10 protein-coding genes are annotated in these 22,589 nt (G+C 42.4%); 7 read left to right on the top strand and 3 right to left on the bottom strand.

Going from position 1 to position 22,589, the window contains the following annotated elements:
• Positions 1-2: 2 nt before the first annotated feature.
• Positions 3-959, top strand: coding sequence for an Imm49 family immunity protein (locus QQK21_RS08160; RefSeq protein WP_284191706.1), 957 nt, complete (start codon positions 3-5; stop codon positions 957-959).
• A 73-nt stretch (positions 960-1,032) separates the two neighbouring features.
• Here QQK21_RS08160 and QQK21_RS08155 read toward each other — a convergent pair whose 3' ends face one another.
• Entirely contained in the window at positions 1,033-1,260 is a 228-nt protein-coding gene (locus QQK21_RS08155) for a glutaredoxin family protein (RefSeq protein ID WP_284191705.1), read from the bottom strand.
• 112 nt (positions 1,261-1,372) lie between these two features.
• Here QQK21_RS08155 and QQK21_RS08150 point away from each other — a divergent pair, with 112 nt between their 5' ends.
• Complete coding sequence (locus tag QQK21_RS08150) at positions 1,373-1,873, top strand: M48 metallopeptidase family protein (protein WP_284191704.1); 501 nt, start codon at positions 1,373-1,375, stop codon at positions 1,871-1,873.
• A 48-nt stretch (positions 1,874-1,921) separates the two neighbouring features.
• Here QQK21_RS08150 and pilW read toward each other — a convergent pair whose 3' ends face one another.
• Positions 1,922-2,572, bottom strand: coding sequence for a type IV pilus biogenesis/stability protein PilW (pilW, locus tag QQK21_RS08145; protein ID WP_284191703.1), 651 nt, complete (start codon positions 2,570-2,572; stop codon positions 1,922-1,924).
• 120 nt (positions 2,573-2,692) lie between these two features.
• Here pilW and QQK21_RS08140 point away from each other — a divergent pair, with 120 nt between their 5' ends.
• From QQK21_RS08140 to QQK21_RS08125, 4 genes are all read left to right on the top strand, one after another.
• The gene (locus QQK21_RS08140) at positions 2,693-3,493 is read left to right on the top strand and encodes an alpha/beta fold hydrolase (protein ID WP_284191702.1); all 801 of its coding nucleotides are present in this window, start codon (positions 2,693-2,695) and stop codon (positions 3,491-3,493) included.
• A 480-nt stretch (positions 3,494-3,973) separates the two neighbouring features.
• Positions 3,974-10,933, top strand: a complete 6,960-nt coding sequence (locus QQK21_RS08135; RefSeq protein ID WP_284191701.1) for a M91 family zinc metallopeptidase — start codon at positions 3,974-3,976, stop codon at positions 10,931-10,933.
• Between the two features lie 317 nt (positions 10,934-11,250).
• Positions 11,251-11,424 carry a hypothetical protein gene (locus QQK21_RS08130; protein ID WP_284191700.1) on the top strand — a complete coding sequence of 58 codons (174 nt, stop codon included), beginning with the start codon at positions 11,251-11,253 and terminating at the stop codon, positions 11,422-11,424.
• A 492-nt stretch (positions 11,425-11,916) separates the two neighbouring features.
• Entirely contained in the window at positions 11,917-21,018 is a 9,102-nt protein-coding gene (locus QQK21_RS08125) for a putative adhesin (protein ID WP_284191699.1), read from the top strand.
• A 109-nt stretch (positions 21,019-21,127) separates the two neighbouring features.
• Here QQK21_RS08125 and metA read toward each other — a convergent pair whose 3' ends face one another.
• Positions 21,128-22,069 (bottom strand): homoserine O-acetyltransferase MetA, encoded by a 942-nt coding sequence (metA, locus tag QQK21_RS08120; protein WP_284191698.1) that lies wholly within the window; start codon positions 22,067-22,069, stop codon positions 21,128-21,130.
• A gap of 126 nt (positions 22,070-22,195) precedes the next feature.
• Here metA and QQK21_RS08115 point away from each other — a divergent pair, with 126 nt between their 5' ends.
• Positions 22,196-22,573 carry an ATP-binding protein gene (locus QQK21_RS08115; RefSeq protein ID WP_284191697.1) on the top strand — a complete coding sequence of 126 codons (378 nt, stop codon included), beginning with the start codon at positions 22,196-22,198 and terminating at the stop codon, positions 22,571-22,573.
• The last annotated feature ends 16 nt before the right edge of the window (positions 22,574-22,589 follow it).

The following is a 22,589-nucleotide window of genomic DNA, read 5'->3' as shown; positions in this document are numbered from 1 at the left end:
AAATGTTAAAAATCGAACATCATTATTGGGAAGAACCATCACGGAAGAACCAAGAGTTTATTGACGACGATAAAGAGTTTGCATATCGCGCTTATGAAAGAGTCATCAAAAGGTTTGAAGCTGATAATACTAAGTATTTACCTGAAAGATTTTTCTTTGATATGGTGACAGAAAATCTATTTCATCACCATGAAACCAATGCGGTCACCGCGCAGTATTTGTATGAATATTGCCAAGTGCTGAGTAACCGAGTGCTGTTGTATTACTATCAAGGAGAAAAGCACTGTCAGCAGTTTCGTCACTACCAAATTCCTTATGGCCCATACCAAATGAATGTGGTGCTGACTATCGATGAATGGTTAGATGCCTTGATGATGAATGTGCTGCTTGGCGACCCATGCGGGTTTGGCCAAAAGCTGCTGCGTATTCCAGAAGAAAACATCTATGCCTTTATCGAAGAAACGGATGAAGTCAAAGATTTTCGCCGCGTGCTATTTCGCTTAGTGCGAGCATTTTTTATTGATGATGACCCAGTGCCAATTGGTGAGCGGATCAATGATTTGGTGCGCTACTCAAGCCCCGAGTATGTTGGCGGAGAGTTAGTGCAAGATTACACCAATTATTTGCTCTTGCCCTTGGCGGAACTTTTGGTGTCGATTCATCACCCAGACAGGGAAGCGCGCTACCCAGCTAAGCTTAAGCAAGCCTTGGAGTACCATATTCAGTATTACACCGATGTCGGCAAAGCAGATTCACCCAATATTGAAGGCAACCGTAAAGGCTGGTTTGCTATTTGGATCACGGCGCTGGCCGCGCACGCTTTTGAAGCGCGTGGCCTTGAGCCAACCATTGACAGTGAATATATGCCGCTGTGGCTGGTAAAAGGGGAGTTTCCAAGCTTTTACGCTCTAGACCCAGAGTATAAGCAGTTATTCCCTCATCAAGCCCAAGATGCCTAACAGGCCATAAACCCAAAGCCCCTTAGCTTAAGTGCTAAGGGGCTTTTTTATTCACTCGGTTAACGCTCGCACTTTAACTTTTATACATCTTCTCAAAATTACTGGGGTTCCAGCCAATCATATAGCGGTCACCAATCTTTAATACCGGCAGAGAGCGCGCGCCAATGGCGTCGAGCTCTTTACGGCCGCGCTGCATTTTGGCATTGGTTAAACGGTATTGATAGCCCTTGGCGTCAAGATAGCGCTGCGCTTCTTTGCAATGCGGGCATTTGTCTTTGACATACAGGACAAGTCGTTTCATGAGGTGTTCCTACTGATTGAGTAACCCAAGAGTGTAATCAATAACAGATGAATGGCAAGCTTGAATCGATTAGAATAGCGCTCACTCAATGATGCGCAAAGTGAGGATTAGTATGGAACCAGCCCTTCGCTATATCCAAGGCTACCCAGAACATATTATTACCCCAGTGACTAAAATGTACCAAGATGGGCGCTTGGAAACTTGGTTTAATCAGCGTTATCCTGACCATCACACGATGAAAAGTGAGAAAGCGCTATTTGATTACACCATGGCGATTAAAAACCGCTATATGAAAAAGACCGCACCGCTTAGAAAAGTGACTTACGATAACAAAATACACCTGATCAATAATGCCTTAGGGCTGCACACTTATACGGCGAAAGTGCATGGTGGAAAAATCAAATCCAACAATGAAATCAAAATTGCCAGCGTGTTTAAAAACGCGCCAGAACCATTATTAAGAATGCTGGTTGTCCATGAGCTGGCTCACCTTAAAGAAAAAGAGCATAACAAGGCGTTCTATCAGCTCTGTTGTCATATGGAGCCTGATTATCACCAACTGGAGCTAGATGCACGCTTATTTATGATTGTGCAACAGATTGGTCATCGCTGATCGCTTAGCACAAATTTTCCCTTTTGCTATTTGCGCATTGAATTGCTCTCAATATTGATTCAATTCCTCAAGCAGCATTATTAGCAGAGGATGCTGACCAAACTTTATTTCAAATTGATGGAGATGGGTTTTGGCCGCATCAAGGTGACCTTGCTCAATCTCCAATTTTGCCAGATTTAATAAGGTTTGTGGGCGTTTAGGATCATGAGCGATGGCTTGACGAAAGCTCGCCAGCGCCTCAATTGGTCTGTTTTGTTTTAGCCAGCATAAAGCGGCATTTTCGTAAGAATCAGCAATATGAAAATAGTCATCTTGTTTCACTGCTTTTGTAAGCTGTGCTTGAGCGAGTTGATATTTCTTGCGTTTGCAGAGAAAACTGCCGTAATCATTCAGTACCTGCCCATTATTTGGCTCACTTTCTAGAGCATTTTGATACTTCTTTAGCGCTTGGTCATAGTCTGACACAGCTTCGAAGTAGCGGGCCATGGCTAACTGAGAACGATAATAGCTTGGAGCGTGTTTGAGCGCCATTTGGAAATTTTGTTTAGCTTTGACCATATTGCTTTGTTGTAAGTAGCGCATGCCAAGTTCAATTCTCGCGTCGGCTTTGTGTTGCTGCTTAGAATGACTATCATATTCGCCTGATGATGAAACACAGGCGGTTAAAAATGCAGCGGTTAAACTAAGAAAAAGGCGCATATATCATCAATCTATTTAGCTTAAATTTGAATGTATTACGCCTATTCTCCGGTCTCATTATTGTTGGCACATTTGTGCGAGCTCAATAATATTTATATAAGCAACATAAGGAAACAAAGTGTGAGAAAACATGTAGTTTGTGCAACTATTGTTAGCTTTTTGGCTGGACTGTCTATTAAATCCTCACTAGCTTCTGAGCTAGAAACAAAAACACACTATACCGATGAAGGTATCGCTTATGTTGAACTAGGCAATTCATCGAGTGACTATCGTTTGATTTTTATCCATGGCTCACCGGGTAGCAAAGAGGGTTACCAAGATTACTTGGCCGATCCTTGGCTTTTAGAGCATACGCAATTAGTGTCGGTTGATCGAATGGGCTATGGCCAATCTCCTCATCGTCTCGAAACAAAAATCAGTCAACAATCAAAGCTTCTGCAACCATTGCTTGCCAGTGACAAAAAGAATATTGTGATTGGTCATTCTCTTGGTGGCCCAATCGCGCTGTCGTTAGCCTTGCAAATGCCTACGTCAGTGAGTGGTTTGGTATTCGTTGCACCTGCGTTTGACCCAGAACTAGAAACGCCCAAATGGTATAACATACTCGCTGATACTTGGTTAATTGGTCTTTTTTTGAATCAAAACTGGTCGATGTCTAACGGTGAGATGATGACTCTTGCTGACGAATTATCACTATTGAGTAACCAAAATTGGAAAACGTTGGAAGAGGTGCCAGTGACTTTAATCCATGGTGAGCAAGATACCATTGCAGACCCTGCCAATTCAAAATTTGCTATGCGTCACTTATCAGGCCAGCTAAAAAAATGGGTTAAGGTTGAAGGCGAAGGGCATTTCATTTTGTGGAAGAACCCAGCTAAGATCATTGCTGAAATCAGGCAAATGATCGAAATCATGCGCTAAATGTAAGAGTAAAGTGCCAAATTGAAGGTTAAATGGGGAAGTAGTAGAAGATAGGCGGGTCATTTTAGAGCTTTTTTAGTCCGTGTAATTCATCTTGTCTGATTGGTGTTTAACACAATCGCGTCATTATTGATAAAAATATTGAAAAGGTATGAAAGCCCAACGGTAAGCCGCTGATATCGATGTTTTTATCTTGGTATTGAATTGCACATTTAAGACACAAAGCAATTAATTTCTAAACACTTGGCCTTTAATTGTTACGCCAAATAAGCCGCACAGATGCGAGAAACGTTTAGGCCGTTATCTTAATTTTTATACCTTTTTATATCTCGTCATAATGACTCATAAATAGCCATTTCACTTTCCTTACATTAATTATGACAATCGTATCAATAGTATTTTTTGAATGATCAGCATTACAATCAGTCTTTGCCAGACTGTTGAACTGATACATCAATCTTAACGTTATGGATACAAGTCATGCCAGCAGCCTCAAAAGCCTTTCTCGGACCAACTCAGCCAGTGATGAGCGCAGAGTCCCCCCCCTTACTACAGGGCGATAACAAGTTAGAAGTAACAACTATACAGGGCGATAACAAGTTAGAAGTAACAGCTATAAAACCTGCGAGTGAAAAAAAGCATCATAAAATGCCTAGTTTTGAAAGACCTAATGTGACTGACGGTAAGATTAAGTTGAGTGAAAAAAAGGAGTGCGGTGAGAGTGACCTTGACACAGTATTCCCACTTAGACGCTCTAATGGTGTAGACAGTGTCTATGGAGAAATAGAAAAGGAATGTGGAGTTGGCCTGAAAGAACACCCACTCAGACGTTTTGATGTGGCAGTAGATTTGCCAAAACAGTCGCTTGTTGAAGCTTTAAAGGACAAGCAACAAGAAGCAATAGAGTTTATCGAAAAAGGCTACAACGAGCTTATCATTGAGATTGACAAAGGGTTAGTACCATCACTGCGTGAAAGGATTGCCGAGATAAGATCGAATCGAGATTTTCAGGCCTCTAATCTGGGACCAAGTGAAGAGACATTAAAAGGAATTGAGCGGTTTTTAGATAAAATTAAAGACAAAGCGAGCGTTAATTCGGATGATAGAGGGTTAGCTTATCAGTTTGCACGCCACGTAAAAATAAGCATTCAAGCCGTAGATGAAGCGTTAAAGCTGGGCCAGATGAATGCGAGTATAGGTTCTTTATCTCAGTGGGAAGTGAAAACGACCGATGAATTCCTGCACAGCGACGACTTTTTCAAAAACCACAAGGGTAAGTTTGAACCCAAATTGGCAATGGATAAACTCTGCAGCTCTTCAGGGCAAAAATTGATGGCCCAACATTTGGTTAAACAGCGTACTGAGGTTATGAAGACTCTGACGGCCAACAACAATCAGCTATGCAATTTATACGTGAAGTTAGATAGATACGATAAGGATGTATTGGGCACCGACTATTTTTCGATGCCAAGAGACATCATTGGCGATATCCAAAGTTTGGTTCATAAAAGTGCCAATGAGTTCCGTGGAAAAGCTGGCGTCTTTAACAAGCCCAAAGACGCATGGGAGTACAAACCATCTTACGTCACTCAAAAGCCCCCCCTTAAAGAAACAGTGAGTCGTTTTTTTGTAGATTCAAGTGGCAAAACACGCGAAGCATTCAAATCACTCACGGGCACGGTTGCCGAAAAAGTTAAAGGCTTACCTTCGAGCACTCTCGGCGTATTACAAGAGCTTCCAAAGCAAGCTGAACTTGCATCGTATGCGCTTAATCACTGGAGAGATGTTGGTCATAAAAAAGCGAGAAAAGTTGGATTTGATAGGATCAGCGCGCCTGCTGGGTTGAAAGCTGAGGAGCTGAAAGTAAAGTCTATTGTACGCAGCATGTATTGGCTAATGCAACAGCCAGCTTTGCGTATGCAATATGACTTAAATCCTCTACAAGCAGCCGCCACAAACTTGAAAAAAGATAAGCCTTTGGAAGCTGATTTTGCCGCTGAAGCGATGAAAGATTTAGCCCAGGCAGTGATTGATGATTTTTCTACTGGAAAAGCCAGTGGGAAAGAGCAAACAAGTTCTGATAGTAAAAAAGATAAAGCGGGTCAAATTAAAGAATTCAACCAAGTTTGTGATAATGCATTAGAAATATCCAAGGATATTGAAGAACAGATTGCCAACTTGCCTAGTGCGTTGCAGGAGCTTGTTACTTCACACTCAGATAGCCTTTCAAAGTGGGGAAAGGAGCAATTGGAGAAAGAGCTTAAGGAGATCATTGAGTCTAAATTCTATGATCCTGTAAAGAAAGAGTTAGAAGGTATTTCTAACAAGCTGAGTGGCAAAACATCATTCACGGAAGATGAGCTAGGTGACATCATCCACCAAACCCGTATTGCAAGTCTCTCAGGCAAAAGTGATTTGGATAATCTCGATCTCAAAATTACTTCTTTAACAAGTAAGCGTCTCGACCCATTTTCTCGCCATGCTAAAGTTGCCAAAGACTGGGGTATGAAGGCTAATGAGATGATGCCTGAAGCGGACATTCCGACGGCTGAATCACTACGTCAGACATTACAAGCAGAGGACTTGCTTGATGCCGTTAAGTCAGACGATGATCCTGAAGGGATTCTATTTGCGACCCGAATGTGTCAAGAGTGGCACTACGCACGTAAAGATAAAACCATTTTACCCAAAACACCCCAGCAGCACCTTGCGGAAGAAAAATCGTTTGCAGAATTTGCGGTAAAGTGGGGACAGAAACAAGCGACTCGAGGTGTGATCTACGCGGTCATTGAGGGTGGTGTTGACCTTGCGGCTGGCGCTACCGTCACCCTAGTAAAAGGAACAGTCAAAGCGGGGGTTAAAACAACGATAGCGTCATTTAAGATTCCGTATAAGGTCCATCAGATAAAAACGGGTGTCATGCCAGGGGAAGACTACCCATATAAAGTTGTGCAGGACGTGGTTAATAATAGGTTGAAGCAACTTGGGTTTAAAGCTGCTATGTCTTTTGTACCCCGTCCGATAAAAACGGCAGCTGGCGGAGCCATAGTCCTGAGTGCATACGCACATAGCGCAATGGTGGATCCTAAAGATAAAATAAAGACAGATTCTTGGTTGAAGACTCTAGCTGTAGAAGGTGGAATTACCGGCGCGATTATGCCAGTTTCAATAGCGACAACGGCCGTAACAAACAAAGTGATGGAAGCCAAATTAAAGCAGGATTTGACCAACAAGCATATCCCCGAGCAAAGGCAAAAGCTTCTCCAAGCATACCAAGACTATACCAATGGCATAAAAACGCAATTTGAGCAGATGAAGCAGCAGTTTAGGGATGAAATGAAGGACAAACTGCCCGAAGCTGTCATTAGCGAGATGATTGAAGCTCAAGATCTTGCATTTAAGACTGACCTAGCTGAACTTCAAGAGCAATGTAGACAAAAGTTGTCAGATAGTTTTGATAAGGATATGCAAGATCTTAAAAGTAAGGGGTTGATTGATAGTTGGGACCCTTTATTTACAGAGGAAGAAAATGCAGTTCTTGAAGGCAAGATAAATGAAGACAGCCAACCCGCTGACTTAGTGATGAATTTAATAGCTAAGGCTTACCCAAACATTGATCGAGGTAAAGAGGAATATAAAGAAGCGGTTGACGCATCGCTTGCGAAAATCGCTAGTACGCCTTTTGGGCGTGATTTGATTGAGTCAATGGCTCAACAGGGAATTCGCATCACTATACCAAGTGATAGTGCCCATACCATAGAAGGTGAGCACGATCATCAGTCATCGTCGGGTAATTATGCCAATCCTGATAACGATACGGTTTTCTTTGACCCTTCCTATAAGCCGAGTGCTGAAGATGTCAAAGACCGTCCTTGGCTAGATTGCGATCCCGCCATCGTCTTATTTCATGAAATGTTGCACCTCTACTACAGTGAGAACCCGATTCAATTTGAGATATCCGGACAAACTTATCAATTTGGTGGTAAGGGCGATCCTATCTCTGAACATATGGTGGCAGGGGCAGACTACATTAATGAGCAAGGGGTTGAGTTCCGCTTTTCTGATCCTAAGTGGGTCAAACAACACCTAAAGGCGGGTAAGTATGTGAATGAGAACGACCTTCGCAGAGCCTTAAAACAGCCAATACGCGAACGGTACTACTTTGATGATCGAAATACAGGGGCGGATCAAGCAAGATTCTATAATGAAAATGGAGAAGATGACTCTTTTGGTCGTACGCTATATGTTTCGATGAACGCACTCCGTTCCGATACTGGCTTTAGACTCCCCAAAACGGGTGATTTTAGCAATAAGGAACGAGAGGTATGGGATAAGCTTGCTGATGATTTACCTATAAAATCTAGTGGTCAGGTAGGGTTCTCTCTATCGGAGAGCCGATTTATCAGAGACCATTCTCACCTATACTCAGCGGAAAAATTGGCGCATACCATCGAGTATTACCATCGTAATGGCTTAACGCCGTGGTATGACAATAGCGCGCGTTTAGATCGTGACTTTTATTTTAGATTATCTGATATAACGTTAGACAATGGACATGTCATAGAGTCTGAAGATATCCAACTCTATCTTGAACTTTATGGTGGTCCAGAGAAATTTGTTGAGGATAACGTTGACTCAGCGTTGGGGGGGAAAGAGACTCTGGTCGTAGATATGGTGGCTCAGCGCATTGATGATATCCGTACTGGCCAAAACTCTATAGCCTCAGTGAGTGAGGATTTCTTCTACCGAAGCTTTATCACCGACTATTTCACGAAGCGTAATATAAAAGCTTCCACACCTGTGGTTGGGTATCACTCAGAAGGGCATTTTAGAGAAGGTAATTTCCACCCTCATGGTCATCTTACAACAGGCCCGAACTGGAAGTCTGATATACAAGCATTTACAGCCGCTCTTGAATCAGCTGGATATACAGGTCCTTTTAAAGAAGTTGATTTTGATGAAACTTTTTATTGGTATGAAGGACAGCACTTACGGGCTTATTATGATGTTGAAGACCTTGCTAGAAATGACCATCGAGACTGTATACAACGTGTTGAGGGTGTTTATGTGTATCGAGGTGCAGAAGATAAAGATCTTATCTATGTTTCAGGAAAAATAGTCGAAGTCCCGAGAGGCAATGGACAACAGAATACTGAAATTGATATGCCACCGGAAGTTTTTAAAACTTTGGACGGGCCTGTCTTGATGATGGGGGGAGATATCAAGTTTATTCTTCCGAGAAAGAAAATGGAAACCTTGATGACTGTGGCCACAAGGAGGGATACCGCAAGTTATACCTATCAAACTAGTAATGTAGATTACCATACAGTACAAAACTCCGATGTGCAGACAGAGTTCACTGAAAAACTAGACTCTCGTTTCGAAGGTAATAATAGACGACAAATAGAAGAAACAATTGAACGTCAGCTCAAGTATGCGCCATTAATGAGGATCCATAGTGAATCGGATAGTGATAAAGAGGATATTAAGAAATGGTTGAATGAGTTTAGTTCAGGGACAAGGTCGGGAGTATTTGCAAGCCATGAATGTGTAATAAGTGATATTAACTCGATACAGAATCCAGCCGTTTTTTATACCCCTCTATCACAGGATGAGTCAACTAAATATGACGGCCTGATGATTAATTGGGTTCGTGGTGAAGTTATTCCAATTCCTAGAGATCTTACACAACGCTTAACTTTATTTAAAACCCCACAATTTAGGTCAAGCTTTACTGAAAGTTTATCGCAATCGAATATAGACAGATTGTTACTAAAAACTGGTCAATATGGCACATGGAGCAAAATGGATAACATTTCTGGGTATTTAAATGAACTTAGAAGTGCTTCCCCTCTGGATATGGATCAAAAGATCGAAATATTGAATATGTGCTTAGATTATGTGGCGATGGTGGCTGTAGGACAAAAGAATCCTGATGATGATGAAACTCAAGCACTTCTAGATTTATTTGATTATGTGAGGCCTGATTGGGGGGGCAAAGTTATAAATGGTTTGTCAAGGTCTGAGGAAGCGGACATTCTCTATTCGTCGAGAATGAATAATTTTGTGGCAACGATGCACCTACAAACTTCGTATCACAGCCTTGAGGGTAGAGAGTATTCTGTTGATCAGTTCCCTAACAGATTAACAGATTTTCTTGTGGACAAATTGCACAAAGACTTTGACTACCATGTGACATCTGCGTCTGAGGAGAGTACTCAGCGTCTTATTGAAAGCTTGCGAGAGCCATTAAGATGGTCGAGTTATGTCCTAGCCGTCGGTCTTGGTGCAGCGTTCCCAGGGTTTGCTGCCGGTGTTATCGGGGGCATGGTGACGACTTTTCTTACCGATACCGTGTTGGATATTGTTCAGCTTGAAACGGAAGACAGTCTTGAAAAGAGACAAGAGTTACTCGAGGGGATTATAGCCAAGTGCTATACCTCGTTGGGGGCAGAGTTAGGAGGAGCAGTACTTGGTCCAGCTGCAGGTAAACTGGTCAAGTGGATGACAAAAACAGTGTCTAGGAAGATACTAGGGGAGTCCTCTAAAGAGGTCATGCAGATGATTGATAATATTGACCTTCGAACCATACAGGAAAAGATTGATATTGAGAGGGGAGTGTCATCTCAAAATGTGATCAAGACACGTTGGGGGCGGATTAGAAGTCGCGTAAAAGCTGAAAATCCGACAGCTAGGGCTAGAAAATCACCAATCACTCGAGAGCTGACAGAAGAGCAACGAACTGAACTGCTTGAGAATCAGATGTCTGACACTCTAAGAAAGTACAGTACATTTGACTCGATTGTGGATAATACTGTGAAGATTAGAGATGTTCTAAAGGCGGCGGCTATTCTCGGGGTAATTAACGAGCTGATGTTAGAAGTAGACAAAGCCTTAGATCCTAATATTTCAGGGAATGCTTTTTACCAAATTGTTAAGATGTGGTTCGTATATTCCCTTGCAGGAGCTTCAGGAGAAGTGCTAAACATAAAAACGGCAGATGACCTGCTTGAAGAGGCAATGACAAAGTTAGACGTTCCGCCACAAAAGCGAACTGAGTTCCTTCAAAAAGTCAGAGATGAAAGGATAAGCAAACAAAGACTGCTAGACGATCCTCAGGTTCAAGACGCGAAGGCGGCTATGGATTCTACAGATCCCGTTGTGAGCTCTACAAGAGAATTAGTTGGGCCGGACGGAAGAAGCAATCAAGAGGTGGATTATTATCCCGAAAATAATTGGAACGATGAAGCAAACCGTTTAATGAGGCTTCTTGACAATCGGGACCTCACACATATGGCCCCTGATATCGCTGAAGTACCTCTTGCTGTGGGTGAAGATCTTACGCCAAGAGAGAAGGGAGCTATCCCAAAACGTCAAAGAAAGGATGGAAATCGAATGCAAGTTCAAGTCGATGTTCATCAGCAGGACACTGATTTGTAGGTAAAGTCTTAGATTAGAATGTGATGAGTTGACGGAAAACTCGCTATAGTTCGTTCTCACACAGGTAATGGAATAATATCAGATAGATATTTGATGTTACTTTATGTCATACCGAGAATGTTGTAACCCTGAGCTTGTTTCTTTATTGAAAAGGTAATAGGCACCGCCAGTCACGGCGGTGCCTTTTTGTGAGCTTATCGGACGGTAGCTTACAAAGTAAGCAATAGTATGGAGACGCCCTCACCTCAACAATGCTACATGTTAAATTTTTAGATGCTAACTAGGATGAAAGGCACACATGACAAAGATTATTAGAGTTGGCGGACACCACTGCAGACCCTGCCAATTCAAAATTTGCTATGCGCCACTTATCAGGCCAGATAAAAAAATGGGTTAAGGTTGAAGGCGAAGGGCATTTCATTTTGTGGAAGAACCCAGCTAAGATCATTGCTGAAATCAGGCAAATGCTCGAGTTAATGTCAGAAACATAAGTGTTTACTTAATATTTGAAGGTTCAATGGAAGTTGCATAAATGTATGCATTGTCTTTGATTTTCTAAAACTAACTCATTGGTTCTCACCCGCATAATTTTAATATTTTACTGATTGATTTATTGAAAAAACATGTAAAAATTAAAATAAGATATTGATTTAAAAGTTTTTATATTGGTAATGAAATTTTAAAAACGTTTGGTATGTGCCAAATGTTAAAATCTTGCCTTTGTTTTTGCATAAAGAGTTCTAGGTCAAAATCTAGAGCTCTTACACCTTTTTTTATATCCTGTCATAACGACTCACAAATACCCATTTCATTTTTTCACAACCATTTGTGATATTTGTATCAATAGTATTTTGGATAGTCAGTCTTACTCAGCATTTCTCAGTATGTGCTACTCACGTATTTGGGATCACCAAGCCAAACCCTAGTCAGACGTTGAGATTAAGTTGAACTGGCCATCAATCCTAACGTTACGGATACAAATCATGAAAACTGCTTCAAAAGCTTCTACTCAAAAAATGATGGGGGCAGAGTCTCCATCCTCACCACAAGGTGGTCATCAGTTAAAAGTAACAGATATAAAGACTCTGAGTGGAAAAAAGCAGCCTAAGATGCCTAGTTTTGAAAGGCCTAATTTCTATGGCAACAAGATCAAACTGACTGGCAAAAAGGACGATGGAGAGAGTGAGCTTGACACAATGTTTCCTCTAAAGCGCACTGATGGTGTAGACAGTATCTATGGAGAAATAGAAAAAGAATGTGGAGTTGGTCTTATAGAATACCCGCTTAGACGTCTTGATGCGGCATTAGACTTACCTAAACAATTGCTTGTTGAATCTTTAAAAGACAAGCAACAAGAAGCAATCGAGTTCATCAAAAAAGGTTACAACGAGCTTATTATTGAGATTGATACAGGGTTAGTGCCATCACTGCGTGAACGGATTGCCGAGATAAGAACGAATCGAAATTCACACTCCTCTAATCTGGGAGTTAGTGAAGAGACATTACAAGGAATTGAGCAGTTTCTCGATAAAATTAAAGATAAAGCAAGCGTTATTTCGCAAGATAGAGGGCTGGCTTATCAGTTTGCACGCCACCTAAAAACAAGCATTCAAGCTGTAGATGAGGCGTTAAAGTTGAGTCAGATGAACGCGAATATAGGCTCTTTATCTCAGTGGGAAAAGAAGACGGCCGATGAATTCTGGCGTAGCGATGACTTTTTCAAAAATCGCAAAGGTGAATTTGAGTTCAAATCAGCGATGGATAAGCTTTGCAGCTCTTCAGGGCAAGACTTGATGACCCAACATTTGGTCAAGCAACGTACTGAGGTTATGAAGACTCTGACGGCCAATAACAATCGATTATGCAGTTTATACGCCAAGTTAGACAGATATGATAAGGGCGTATTGAACGCCGACTATTTTTCGATGCCAAGAGACATCATTGGTGATATCCAAACTTTGGTAAATGAAAGTGCCAATGAGTTTCGTGGAAAAGCGGGCATTTTCAAAAAGCCCAAAGATGCATGGGAGTATAAACCCTCTTACGTCACTCAAAAGCCCCTCTTTAAGGAAACAGTAAGTCGCTTTTTTGTAGACTCAAGCGACAAAGCACGCGAAGCCTTTAACTCGCTCACAGAAAAAGTTAAAGGCTTACCTTCGAGCACTCTCGGCGTGCTACAAGAGCTGCCAAAGCAAGGTGAACTTGCATCGTATGCGCTTAATCACTGGAGAGATGTCGGGCATAAAAAAGCGAGAAAAGTTGGATTTGATAGGATCAGCGCGCCTGCTGGGTTGAAAGCTGAGGAGCTGAAAGTAAAGTCCATTGTACGCAGCATGTATTGGCTTATGCAGCAGCCAGCTTTGCGTATGCAATATGATTTTAATCCCCTGCAAGCAGCAGCAACAAACTTGAAAAAGAATAAGCCTTTGGAAGCGGATTTTGCAGCTGAAGCGATGCAAGATTTAGCACAGGCAGTGATTGATGATTTTTCTACTGGAAAAGCTCATGATAAAAACGCCAAAAACCTTGATGACAACAATGATAAAGCTATTAAAATCAAAGAGTTTAATCAAGCGTGTGGTAAAGCACTAGAAATATCCAAGGATATTGAAGCTCAAATTGCCAACTTGCCTACCTTATTGAGGGAGCTTGTTAACTCGCACTCAGATAGCTTGTCAGATTGGGGACAAGCAAAACTGAAGGCAGAACTCGAGAAGATCATTGATTCCAACTTTTATGATCCGGTAATCGCAGAGTTAGAAGACATTTCTAACAAGCTGATTGGTAAAACATCATTTTCGGAAGATGAGCTAGGTGACATCGTCCATCAAACTCGTATTGCAAGCCTATCGGGCAAGAGTGATTTGGATAATCTCGATTTAAAAATTACTTCTTTAACAAGTAAGCGTCTCGATCCATTTTCTCGACATGCCAAAGTTGCCAAAGACTGGGGTATGAAGGCTAATGAAATGATGCCTGAAACGGATATTCCTACGACTGAATCTTTACGTCAACTATTGCAAGCAGAGGGCTTGCTCGATGCTGTTAAGTCAGATGATGACCCAGAAGGTATTCTATTTTCGACCCGAATGTGTCAAGAGTGGCACTACGCACGTAAAGATAAAACTATTTTGCCCAAAACTCCCCAGCAACACCTAGCAGAAGAAAAATCGTTTGCAGAGTTTGCGGTAAAATGGGGGCAGAAACAAGCGACTCAGGGTGTGATCTACGCGGTCATTGAGGGAGGTGTTGACCTCGCGGCTGGTGCTACCGTCACCTTAGTAAAAGGCACAGTCAAAGCGGGTGTTAAAACAACGATAGCGTCATTTAAAATTCCGTATAAGGTCCATCAGATAAAAACGGGTGTCATGCCTGGGGAAGACTACCCATATAAAGTTGTGCAAGACGTGGTTAATAATAGGCTGAAGCAACTTGGTTTTAAAGCTGTTATGTCTTTTGTACCTCGTCCGATAAAAACGGCAGCTGGTGGTGCCATGGTCCTGAGTGCATACGCACATAACGCAATGGTGGATCCTAAAGACAAAATTAAGACAGATTCTTGGTTGAAGACTCTAGCTGTAGAAGGTGGAATTACCGGCGCGATTATGCCTGTTTCAATAGCGACAAAGGCCGTAACAAACAAAGTGATGGAAGCAAAAGCACTGGCTGCCCTTAAACATGACTTGACCAGTAAACAAATACCAGAGCAGAAGCAAAAGCTTCTCCAAGCCTATCAGAATTATACCGACGGAATCACAACTCAATTTGAGGAGATGAAGCAGCAGTTTAAAGAGGAAATGAAGGACAAACTGCCTAAAGAAGTCATTGACGAGATGATTGCCACTCAAGAGCTCTCCTTTGAGGCTGACATTGCTGAACTGCAGGAGAAATTCAGGCAAGAACTGTCAGACAGTTTTGATATCAATATGCAAGACCTCCAACGTAAAGGATTGATTGATAGTTGGAGTCCTTTATTTACAGAGGATACAGAGGGAGGAAATCATGTTCTTGATCAAGGGGAACAGGATATAGAGTCAGCCGCAGCTTCGCATGATTTGCCGGGAATTAATATATCCGGAAGCAACGAATATCAAGAGGCTGTTCGCTCACATTTACGGACACTTCAGCAGACTGATTTAGGTAGAAACACGCTTAAGGTAATGAATGAACTCGGTATTACGATAAGTCCTCATTATGCGGCCAAGCCTTTGCGCGTTGGCGAAGATGGTCAAAAATATTATGCCAATTTTGCTAGTCCTCTAACAAAGACTATTTACTTTGATCCCCACAATACATTATCGGCATCAAATGCCGATGAACTGACAGCCCGTCCTTGGTTGGAATGTGATCCTGCAATATCATTGACTCATGAAGTGCAACATATCAGCCTGTGTCATAACCCAGCAATTGTGAATGCTCACGGTGAGACTTTTATTCTAAGGGGGCAAGGAGACCCGATGAATGAACACCTTATCAGTGGCGTCGATTATACGGATTCATTAGGTGATACTTTCTACTTTTCAGACCCTAAATGGGTAGAGGAGAATGTCTCAAGAGCCTCTGGTTCTAACGGGTTTGTAACAGAAAACGACTATCGCCGAGCGTTTTACGATTACAAACAAGAACCCCCCATTTTACGCGAAGATTATTGGACGGGTTTGGACGATATATGGAATGACGATATTGCGCCATATGATGTGCATGACAGCCTGAATGTAAAAGAGCATGTCACCGATGCAGAAGTTTCACTTGCTCGCTATGCTCGCCATACCGGGGAAGAAGGTGAAAGAAACTATCAGAGCCAAGCCAGACGCGCTAGGTACAGACAAGCCAATAAATTCTTTACACGTTTTAATGGTGATGTCGAACAGGTTAAGGTTAAGTTTTATAAAAAGATCAGGGATATATATAGTACTGATGGTCGAATAGAGTTTCTTGAAAAAAATCTCAAAAGAATTGAAAAAATGGCGGCTCAAGCCAGAGGGGATGAACAATCGGCCTTTTTTTCTGAGGTTATTTCATTATTAAAGCAAGCCGCTGACTCAAATGACGAAAATCAATTCAGTGATGCACTACGTGCTTTCCGTCCTCCTTTGTCAGAGGTTGATGCAGAGATCCTCGATAACGTCTTTAGCTCTGATTTTCTCAAGCATGAGCTTATTCAGCCTATGATTGATTACCATAAGTTCGTCATAGAGTATTCCCTAGCGTATAGCGAAGAAGAGTTTAGTACCTTTATTGAACAACAGGACTTTATAGCTAGGCAGCCCAATACAGGCGGCCCTAAGGGAATGACTATCAATGATGAGTTTCGCAAGAATGCACTGATAGTCATTGGCAATATGAGACATAAGGAGTCGCGAGACGAGTATCTTCAGCAAAGAGTACTGTCTCGAATGAATGCGGTTAAAACAGAACTTGGTCTCAGTGGCAGTGACATTAAGCCAAGACAGTACGAGCAAATATTAGCCGCGTTGAAGGAGAAAAAAGAAGCTAGCACAAGTTCTTTCGATAAAATAATTTATACCTTGTCTGAGCAAGCTTTTGAGTCAGAACTTGACCGTGCGGAGCACTCTATTAGGGTCAAAAATATAGCAGTAGAAATCTATCAGCGCCCAAGTTTTAACGAATTTAAAATGCCGTTACTGCCAAGTGAAGAACTCTTTGTAAAGAGTCATCCCGAACTTGATCAAGAAAGTATTTTGTCAAAGATTCTGCAATATCGACAGGGAGAAGTTGCCAATCTGCATCAAGGTAGCACACAGATAGAAAAGCTATATTTTGATGGACTACAAGACAAAAGCCTCCCCAATGGCGGTGTCTATACTAAAGCGCAACAAATTAGAGACATTGAAGTGCATGGTGGCCTGTTGGCTTATGAGAGGTCGATCATACGAAGCCACAGAATGGCAGGACTTCTGGGAGATTTGAATCACCAAACCATCGCGAAGCAATATTGGGAGCAGCGTGGTATCTCAAAGCCTGAGAACGTTAACTACGTATACCGTTATCCTGAACTACCAGCTGCAAACTTATATACAATGCCCAATGAAGGGGATAGTCGAAAAGTTCAAGTGGAAAAGCTTGAAAAGGTTAGGCTGGATGTTAGCTACTATCGGTTAATTGAACAAAAAATGGGTAAGCCTTACTTCCATTCAGTGAACAGGACTGAACTTGGGAATGAAGAAATCAATTGGGACCCAGAAAAGTACAGTAAGCTGTTGGAACAGCGCACAATAGACTTGATTGATGCGATGCCAAATAAGGCAGAGCAAGATTATGTCAGAAATACCTTGCATAAAGCATTGAATCCTCCCATTTTTACGACTTCAACAGAAGCTTTGCCCTTTTTTATGAAGCCAGTGATAGATGGCGCTAGGTTGGAAAACATGTTGCTTATCAGAGATGGAGATAAGTATACAATGATCAGCTTAATGCCACCTGGCAAGGTTCAAATTTATAATTCTAAAGACGATCTGAACGCATTTGTTCTAAATCAAGCTAATCATGAATTCTTGCTTTCACATGTCAGTCTTGCAAATCAAATGGACGGTATTTCATTTGATGGTATGGAATCGGCCCTCGAAGATCTTGCCGACCCAGCTAAGCGGGAGAATTGGAGACCAATGAGGAACGCTTTGGGAAGAGTGTTTGGTCTTAGTAAAGAAGCACCACTGGATAGGCTCATCTTTCCGTATAGTTCAGAAAATAGAATAAATGGCCGCGGAATATTTTCTAGTTTAGCTGTGTCATCCATCGGTGATAGTGGCGGTGGTCATATTGTCAAAACAAATTTGATTCAGGCACTTGGTGAAAGTTATTGGCAAGGGCTCACAGGATCTCATACTGTGGAAGTCACGGGTGATTATCAGTTACCACCTCAATATCAAGGCCTCAGTGGAGAAGGGCTGTTTAAGAAGCTTTACAATCCACAAGCTAAAACGGATATGCAAAGGTTGGTTGAAGGCAAAATCAACCAGTTCGAAGCACAGCATTTCTCAGAGTACTCGGATCACCTGAAAGCGACATTTGACAGGCTCGTTGCTTCAGCTGAGCGTGATGGCAAGTTAAGTCCTGAAGGAAAAGCTCTGATTCTTGAAATGCAGAAGGGCTCAGATACTGTTCAAGTGTCTATTCCGGGCTTGCAAGGCAAAAAGGGTGACTATTTTCCATTAGAGGGCATGCTAATCATTAGAAAAGGTGACCGTCATATTCTAGTGAGCCTTCAATCTGACGGTGCGCTTATCGAGTTTGCACGTAAACGCTCTGGTGATGACGACGGGTACGCGGACAGTGCTCCATCCTTTGATAGCTTTTTCAGTAACCCTGCAAATAGAAACTTCATCCTTTCGCACATGAGCGAGTTTGATAAGCAACCTGATCTGCCCGGAGGCAGCACACCAGGTAAGGAATTGGATAGGTTTGAAGCAGGATCGAATTATTATAATGGCACCGAATACGCACTTGAGGATGATCGAGCTTTTGGGTGGTCTGTCGATGCAGGTCTCAAGTTAGACCATTTCCCCCTCAATGGTAAAGACAACATATTCGATACTATTGGCAGAAGAAATTTGGAGAGGCTCAGACAAGACGCTGATGCACTGCTTACCTCGCATGCTGAATGGAACACAAAGAAAGCGCTTGAAATTGTTGGTGGCGTGCTAGCCGTTCCAGCGTTTGCACTCAGTATAGCTGCAATCGTAGTCAGTGGAGGGACGGCTACACCTGCCGTTGTCGCTGGTGTGGCTGGGGCTGCAATGATTGTTGATGCTGCGAGCTTGGGAGTAGGGCTAGCAGAAGGAGTGTATTTGCTTGTTGAAGGAGACTCGCCTGAAGAAAGAGCCAGTGGACTCATTCCCTTGGCTCTAGCACCTCTGGATGCGCTAGGTATGGCCTCTAGTGCAGGCGATGTAATCAAGGCGTTAAAAGCGCTCAAGTCGGCGCGACAAGCTGGTGATGGCATCGGTGACTTAAGCACTTTAGTCAGTAGTTTAAGAAGGCAAGGCCAGAGAGTCGATGATGTTCCAAGTGATTTTCAAGCGTCTTCGGCTGTGTGGAGATCTGACACGGCGCAGCAGTTCAGCGAAGATATAGATGTTTTGTTGGAGCAGATTCGTCGTGATATAGATGAGCTCAAGAGCTTGGAAGATGAAATGACAAATCTGGTTCGCTCATATCCACCGGGAACGGTTCCCAATGCTGTGCTTGAAGATTTCAGTGAGCTTGACTTACAAAGTAATGTTGCAGTTCAGAGGATCGTAGCGCCAACTGTGAGAGAGGGATATTTGAGAGCCGTAATCCAAGACAATGGTCAGCCTGTGACTGCAGTGCGCTCAAGTCGTGGAGATTATATATTTTCAGATACGAAGATGGGGGCAAAACCGATAGGATTATCATCAAGTAATCAAGACAACATATTGAGTTACTTAGATGCCAATAGCGCTAGAAAAGTAACTAACGAAATAGGTGAGTTACAGACGATCTACGCTAGGGTGATCCCGAGACGTCCTTCTGCACGCTTTAAAGGGCTGTTTCCGATTGAGCAAGGAGCCAAAGAATCTATTAACGGTTTTACTAATTTCTTTGTGAGGACAGGTATGCCTGGGCCAAGCATTCCTGGTCTACCAACTCCCGGAGGTGTCGGAAAGCCATTATCCGGAGCTGCTGCTCGCATAAAGAAATTGGTCGGGTGGGAAAAATCGCTTACAGGTGGCAAGGGACACGGGGTGATGCTTGAAATCTCACCATACCCGGGTAATGGGATGATAAAAGTTGGTGAAGGGGAAGTCACTTTTGGTGATATAGCCAAAAAGTTACGTGCCAGACAGTCTGTCGAAGAGACTAGCATTGAAGAATTAACATCACAGCAAACACGGGTTACTAAAGGTGGGACGAATGGGTTTTCTTGGCCTAAGTTAAGCGGTAGAAAGCCGGATAGTCAGTCACTAAAGTCATTTACCACGCCTAGTGGCGACACTGCCTCTGTCGTTAGAAAGAAGGTTGGGGATGATTTTATGCTTTACACCGCCAACGATGGCGTTCAAGCAAATACTTTGTTGATATCAGTTCACGGTGGTTATCATCAAAGTGCGTCTTTAGCCAGCCGTGCTCCTAAAACGGGAGACATTAAAGTTCCAGATGGGGTCACTATGGAGTTCTTAGGCCCGCATGGAAGGACATTATCCGATCCCTCGATAGAGATCATGAACAACCCTCACTTCAGCCCACACTCAACGGTAACGAGCTCAGGCCATACGTTCAATCCACATAAAACTACAGGTAGCACACATATGTTCCAACGTGATGTCGTTGATGCCTCTGGTTCAAGCGATGTTGGCAATATCAAAGATTATCGAATATTTAAATATCAAGGGCGGCATAGTGGTGGTGCGGAAACGGAAGCTAACATAGTGGACGCGATAATAAATAATCGTCAAGGCACCACAAGGGCCACAGATGTGCTTACCGTTCGTGAGCGAACCTTTGCTTTTTCAGAGGCGAGCTTAAGTGATGTTTTTCAGCAGTTGGACCTGAAGAACTCACACTATAAATACGTCACATTCAGTGGCTGTAGGAATGAGTTGTCTGCGGCGAACCCACCCAACTACTCAAATAAAGGCGGACGACCTATGTGGATAATCGTTGATGTGTCAGGAGATAGCCCAAGAGTTGTCTCTGTTAGGCCTATCGTGCAGCAGGCGGTGGACGATACAGAAGCCTCTCAGGTTACCCAAGATACAGAAGCCTCTCAGGTTACCCAAATAGACAGCTTCAGCGATTTATATCGACTCTATGACCAACAGAGCCGTATTCAGCAATGGGATAGTTGGATACAAAGTAATCGCAATACATTGATGCAATTTTTTGAAGAAATGGCAAATGGTCATTCTGAAATATTTCAGGAATATCGATCCAAGTTTGACCAAAATACAGCACTGGATCTATGGCTGAGTGTACAACGGTTAAAAAGGGTCAGAGAAAACCCCAATAGTTTCCCAAGAGAAATAGAAAGCGCATTTGCTAACGCTATTAGGTCACTCAGTTCGGCATTAGAAACTGACGTTCAATGGTCGAGTTTTTCTTAAAGTTGTTTTTCTAAACAATTAGATGCTTAAATAAAACGGCTGGAATAATCCAGCCGTTTTAAACATCACTCATCTTTGGTGAGAATTTTTAATGCTTATTTAAACAGTGCTAATCATCTTTAGTAAAGTTTTCTTCGCTAAAGTGGTCCAAATCATAAGGTGTTTGCTGATAAACACAATAATTGAGCCAGTTAGAAAACAGCAAATGTCCGTGGCTTCGCCAACTGGCAACCGGTGGGTTGTCTGGGTTGTCGTTAGGGTAGTAATTGACAGGAATCGCAGGCTCCATCCCTTCACCCAAATCTCGGATATATTCATGATGAAGTGTGTGAGCATCGTATTCAGGATGGCCGGTAACGAAGACATTACGCTTATCTTTAGTCGCTGCGAGATACACACCCGCCATGTCCGATGTAGCCAGAACATCAAGGTCAGTGTGCTCTTCCAAATATTGTGGAGAAAAGTCCGCGTATCGGGAATGCGGCGCAAGAAAGGTATCATCAAAACCACGCAGTAAAGGGTGGAAGGATTGATGAATTTGATGGCGATAAACCCCTGAAAGCTTTTCTTTACGTGTGCGTTTGGGTAAGTCATACAAGAGCTTAAGTCCGGCTTGGGCTGCCCAACAAATATATAAGGTTGAGGTGACATGTTTTTTTGCCCAAGCCATAATGGATTGAAGATGCTCCCAGTAGATTACATTTTCAAATTGAACTAACCCCAGAGGAGCGCCAGTAATGATCAATCCATCAAAGTTGCGTTCTTTTACTGCCTCAAACTGTCGATAGAAATTATTGAGATGCTCTGTGGGCGTATTTTTGCTTGGTCTATCATCGATTCGAAGTAGCTCTATATCGATTTGTAATGGGCTATTTGAAAGTAGGCGAAGAAATTGAGTCTCGGTCTCAATCTTTTTAGGCATAAGGTTAAGAATGAGCACCTTGAGAGGTCTTATTCCTTGACTTGAAGCCCGTGATTCCAACATGACAAAAATATTTTCCTGACGAAGAACATCACTTGCTGGGAGCTGATCGGGAATCTTAATTGGCACGGTTTACTTCCTTGGCTATTTAGACGTCTATACTTCTAAATCTAACGTAAACGTTACGAGATGTCGATAAGATTTTTATGCCGATTTAAGTTAGTATTGGTGGGGTGTTATTCGAATTGGTTACTTATGACGCTAAAATTAACGATTGTTCGTGGTTTGCCGGGATCAGGTAAAAGTACTTTAGCTAAGACGCTAGGTGCTAATCATTACGAAGCAGATATGTTTTTTATCAATGATAGAGGGGAGTATCAATTTGACCCCAGTTCTGTTGCAAAGGCACACGCTTGGTGCATAAGAATGACTCGTGATAGTCTAAAAAACAAACAGAGTGTTGTGGTTTCTAATACTTTTGTGATGAAGTGGGAAATAACACCTTACTATAAAATGGCAAAGAAATTTGGTGCTGAGTTTGAAATTATTGAATGCCAAGGTGAGTTCGGAAATACTCATGGTGTTGATTCAAATACAATTGAAGAAATGAAAAAGCGCTGGCAAAAGTGGTGAGTATGTCCTCAATTTT

It is taken from the genome of Vibrio zhanjiangensis (genome assembly GCF_030161235.1).
Lineage (GTDB): Bacteria > Pseudomonadota > Gammaproteobacteria > Enterobacterales > Vibrionaceae > Vibrio > Vibrio zhanjiangensis.
The sequence above is the reverse complement of the archived record's forward strand: the minus strand, read 5'-3'. Positions and strand labels throughout refer to the sequence as shown.